Raw genomic sequence first — 2,215 nt, 5'->3', positions numbered from 1 at the left:
CGATCGGCGACGATTCCCCGGGCCACGAGCGCATCCGCGATGTGCGGTCGGCCCACCGTCGCACCATCCGTCGTCTGCGCGACGATGTCGTCCCACGCGATGTCATAGTCGCGCGAAATCCGCTCCGCCATGATCTGCGCGCGGTCCAGACGCGACGAGCGGATGCGATCGGTCATCGCCCGCAGGTCCGCGTCGTCGGGGTCGACGAGGTAGGCGAGCACGTGGACGCTGCGCCACCGATGACGAGCCGAGAGCTCCATCCCCGGCACGAAGGTCATCCCGAGCGAAGTGGCGGCATCGGCGGCCTCCGCCCATCCGGACGTGGTGTCGTGATCCGTGAGCGCCGCGGTCCGCAGACCGTGCCGGTGCGCGGCCGCCATGACCAGAGCCGGTGACTCCGTGCCGTCGGAGTGCGTCGAGTGGAGGTGCAGGTCGCTCGGCCCCTCGAATCGACGCTCATGCTCCACCCGTCGAGCCTAGCGCGGCTCCGCGCTGCGGGCCGGGCGCGACCACGCGGGCGAATGCGCGGGCGAAAGCGCGGGCGCGAACGATGCGCCGGTGCCGTGGCATCCGTGGATCTCTCAGGCGATTCGCCTAGGGTCGAGCGCGTGCGTCGCCTGTTCGGAATCATCGTCGCGCTCGTGTTCGCTGCGGGTGCCGCGGTGCTCACGTGGCCCGGCGTGTTCGGTCTCGAACGCACCTTCCCGCTCGCGCAGATCATCTCCTTCCGCGCCGCTCTGGGCGCCGCTCTCGCCGCGGCCGCCGTGCTGGCGCTGCTGTTCGCCCTCATCCGCCCGCTCCGCGCGCTCGCCCTCACCTCGGTGGTGATCTTCGGCGTGGCCGCCGCCGCGAACGGCCTGATGATCGTCCAACGCGGTACGGGAGATGAGACCCTCCCCGACAAGACCGCGACGAGTCTCCGCGTCATGACGTGGAACACCGCGGGCGCCGCGACCTCGGCCGAGTCCATCGCGCAGTTCGCCGTCGACATGCAGGCCGATGTCGTGACGCTGCCCGAGACGACGATCGACACCGGTACGCGCGTGGCCGAGCTCATGCGCGACATGGGTCGTCCGATGTGGGCTCATCACGCCGAGTACGGCGGCACCGGGTGGGGAGCCACCTCGACGACCGTCCTCATCCGGCCCGAGCTGGGCGACTACTCCGTCATCGACTCCTCGCTCGACGGCTCGAGCAACACCTCGACCGTGCCGAGCGCGGTCGCGATGCCCGTCTCCGGCGACGGCCCCATCATCGTCGCCGCGCACGCCGTCGCCCCGCGCGAGGACTACATGACGCAGTGGCGTTCGGATCTGACCTGGCTCGCCGACCAGTGCGCGAGCGACAACGTCATCCTCGCGGGCGACTTCAACGCGACGATCGACCACATGAACGGGCTCGGGGTCGACGGCGGCACCCTCGGCCGCTGTCGCGACACCACCTCCGAGAGCGGCAACGGCGGCGTGGGGACGTGGCCCACGGACATCCCCGCGGTGCTCGGCGCCCCGATCGACCACGTCATGGCGACGCCGGACTGGACCGTCTCGGGCTCGATCGTCATGCGCACCCTCGACGGTTCGGGCAGTGACCATCGTCCGCTCGTCGTCCAGCTCGAACGCACCGCCGGCTGACGGACGATTCCGGATGCCGAGCCCCGGCGTCCGCGACACGCTCGATCCGCCTGAGCGCACCCCCGGGAGCAGTGCGAGACTGGACGAATGGAATCCCCCGCCACCGGCGACACGATCGCCCCCTCCGAGCAGTCCGTCACCCCCGTCACCGCGGAGCCGCAGGCGACCGACGCACCCGCGAACTCGACGACGAACCGCAAGGCCCCGTTCCCGAAGGGCTTCCTCGAGACCATCTCGACGGGCTGGGCCGAGCGTGAGGACTCGCTGCCGAGCCCGCGCGAGCAGGCGGCGTGGGCGGCACGCCGTCGAGCGAAGGTTTCCGCGGCCTTCCCCGGCCAGCGGCTCGTGATCCCGGCCGGCGGACTGAAGCAGCGCAGCAACGACACCGACTACCCTTTCCGCGCGCACTCGGCCTTCGCCCACTTGACCGGGTGGGCATCGGATGCCGAGCCCGATTCCGTGCTCGTCTTCGAGCCGCGTGACGAGGGTCACGAGGTCGTGCTCTACTTCCGCGAGCGGGCCGACCGCACCACCCCCGAGTTCTACGCCGATGCGTCCGTGGGCGAGTTCTGGATCGGGCCACG

General features: G+C 71.0%; 3 protein-coding genes. 2 read left to right on the top strand and 1 reads right to left on the bottom strand.

Translation table 11 applies throughout. The annotated features are described in order from the left end of the window. Positions 1 to 467 (bottom strand): PHP domain-containing protein (locus P2P98_RS08785; protein WP_275799227.1); only part of this gene is annotated, 467 nt, incomplete at its 3' end. A gap of 141 nt (positions 468 to 608) precedes the next feature. Here P2P98_RS08785 and P2P98_RS08780 point away from each other — a divergent pair. After that, the gene (locus tag P2P98_RS08780) at positions 609 to 1,631 is read left to right on the top strand and encodes an endonuclease/exonuclease/phosphatase family protein (RefSeq protein ID WP_275799225.1); all 1,023 of its coding nucleotides are present in this window, start codon (positions 609 to 611) and stop codon (positions 1,629 to 1,631) included. Positions 1,632 to 1,718: 87 nt separating this feature from the next. Then, on the top strand, positions 1,719 to 2,215 hold a 497-nt coding region (locus tag P2P98_RS08775), incomplete at its 3' end, for an aminopeptidase P N-terminal domain-containing protein (protein WP_275799223.1).

The sequence above is a fragment of the Microbacterium sp. Kw_RZR3 genome (genome assembly GCF_029222405.1).
Taxonomy (GTDB): Bacteria; Actinomycetota; Actinomycetes; order Actinomycetales; family Microbacteriaceae; genus Microbacterium.
The sequence above is the reverse complement of the archived record's forward strand: the minus strand, read 5'-3'. Positions and strand labels throughout refer to the sequence as shown.